The following is a 1,595-nucleotide window of genomic DNA, read 5'->3' on the forward strand; positions in this document are numbered from 1 at the left end:
GCTCGGTGTCGTGCGCGCCATGGCGTCCACGGGAAATGCCCAAGGGGTATGATGAGGGCGTTTATAGAAAAATGGTGAGCACGATGGCTGCCCCGAAACTCATCTTCTCCTCGGCTGACGAGATCAAGGCGTTCCGCCACAAGCATGGCATGAACCAGTCACAGTTCTGGGGGCGGGTCGGGGTGACCCAATCCGGTGGTTCGCGCTATGAGAGCGAGCGCAATATCCCCGTTCCGGTTCAGCTTCTGCTGCACATCGCCTATGCGCCTGCCGAGCGCGCGAACCGGCTCGTTGATTACCTTCGGAAGTGGAAAACCGAGGCGAAGTCCGGCGCGTGAGGGCTCACCGGGCGGTGGTTTTCCTTGCCTTCCTGAAGTCCCACGGCGCCACCGGCGCCCGGTTGGCCCATAGGCCTTGCCGGGTCTCACGCGCGCGGTCTTCGGCCTTCGCGTAGCGCCACCGGTCTGCTGGCGACTGGTCCCGCGTGTACGTTTTGTAGTGCCACGCCATCCCGGCCTCGATCTGGGCAAGGTTGGCGTCGACGCCACCGACCTCGAGGCGGCATACCGCGCGCTTGTAGCGGTCGGTTTTCGGGCAGTCGGCGGTCACCTGCCTTCCGAAGACGAGTGCGCCCAGGTGCAGCCTCGAGCGGTTGCCGAACGGCTGGCGTTTCTCCGGTGCGTCGATCCCAGCGAGGCGGATCTTGTGCTGCCGCAGGTTGGCATCGAGCAGGGTGACCGTGTCGCCGTCGGCGATCGAGACGATGCGGCCGGTGAGTTCATCGGTGTCGGCGCTGCTGGTCTGGACGCCGGCCACGAACAGAATCGCGGCAGCCAACCAAAACAGTCTTTTCACCGCCGGCGCTCCATCTCCTCGCATTTGAGCGCCCACATCCGGTCCTTCACGCGCTTGCGCTCTTCCTGCAGATAGGGGGTGCTGCGTTCGCGCTGGGCTTCAGTGATCTGGCGCAGCTCCACCCTCAATGCGGCGCATTGGTTGGGGTCGAGCTCCTTCGCTTGTAGCGGGAAGGGGATCGAGAGGGCAGAGATGAGGGTGACCATCAAAGCCGCGCCTCTCGTCGCGAGCCCAGAGGGTGCACGAATAGTCATATGTCACATGATAGGGGCTTGTTCTGGCGCGGCAGATTAGCATGGGGCGGGCGGGCCGGCGCCCGCCTTATGCACGCTCAAGGCATGAGGGCGCGCGATTTTCCGGGAGCTGGGGTGCTCGCCGCAGTCGGTGCTTAACCGGGTGTCTGAGCGGGCCGCAGCCTGTTGGGGGTCGGTTTTAGGGTTTCTGTTTTCAAAAGAAAACAGTGAACGGGTCCTGCCTGCTGCGTGTGCTTCCCGCGTGCGGGAAGCACACGCAGCAGGCAGGCAGCAAGCGGGGGTTTATCCACGGCCGGAGGCGGTGGATAAACCCGGAAGCGCGCTAGGAACGAGAGTGCCCACGGTTCCGTTGGCATGGGTGGGGGAGGGCAAAGAAAAACCCCTGGCCGATGGCCAGGGGTTTGGGAGTCGGCTACTTGAGCCTGTTGTTCGCCTCGAAGGCTACTTTTGTTGGCTGGGTTTCCCCAGGTTCTGCTCCGAAGAGCT

General features: G+C 63.6%; 3 protein-coding genes. 1 reads left to right on the forward strand and 2 read right to left on the reverse strand.

What is annotated here, in order from left to right; genetic code table 11:
* The coding region (locus tag PLC66_RS22665; RefSeq protein WP_503012262.1) for a helix-turn-helix domain-containing protein at nucleotides 1-338 on the forward strand (338 nt) is incomplete at its 5' end.
* 4 nt (nucleotides 339-342) lie between these two features.
* On the opposite strand, the gene PLC66_RS22670 is transcribed toward PLC66_RS22665, so the two are convergent.
* Together PLC66_RS22670 and PLC66_RS22675 are read right to left on the reverse strand one after the other, a co-directional pair.
* Nucleotides 343-855: a thermonuclease family protein gene (locus PLC66_RS22670; RefSeq protein ID WP_324544437.1), complete on the reverse strand. Its 513-nt coding sequence runs from the start codon at nucleotides 853-855 to the stop codon at nucleotides 343-345.
* Nucleotides 852-1,061, reverse strand: a complete 210-nt coding sequence (locus tag PLC66_RS22675) for a hypothetical protein (protein ID WP_324544438.1) — start codon at nucleotides 1,059-1,061, stop codon at nucleotides 852-854. The genes PLC66_RS22670 and PLC66_RS22675 overlap by 4 nt, the downstream gene beginning before the upstream one ends.
* Nucleotides 1,062-1,595 lie beyond the last annotated feature (534 nt).

The sequence above is a fragment of the Thauera sp. genome, assembly GCF_035444905.1.
Lineage (GTDB): Bacteria > Pseudomonadota > Gammaproteobacteria > Burkholderiales > Rhodocyclaceae > Thauera.

Bases quoted from the DNA above. Each gene is read 5' to 3' on its own strand.
- PLC66_RS22675 (WP_324544438.1), bottom strand. From the start codon at position 1,061: ATGGTCACCCTCATCTCTGCCCTCTCGATCCCCTTCCCGCTACAAGCG.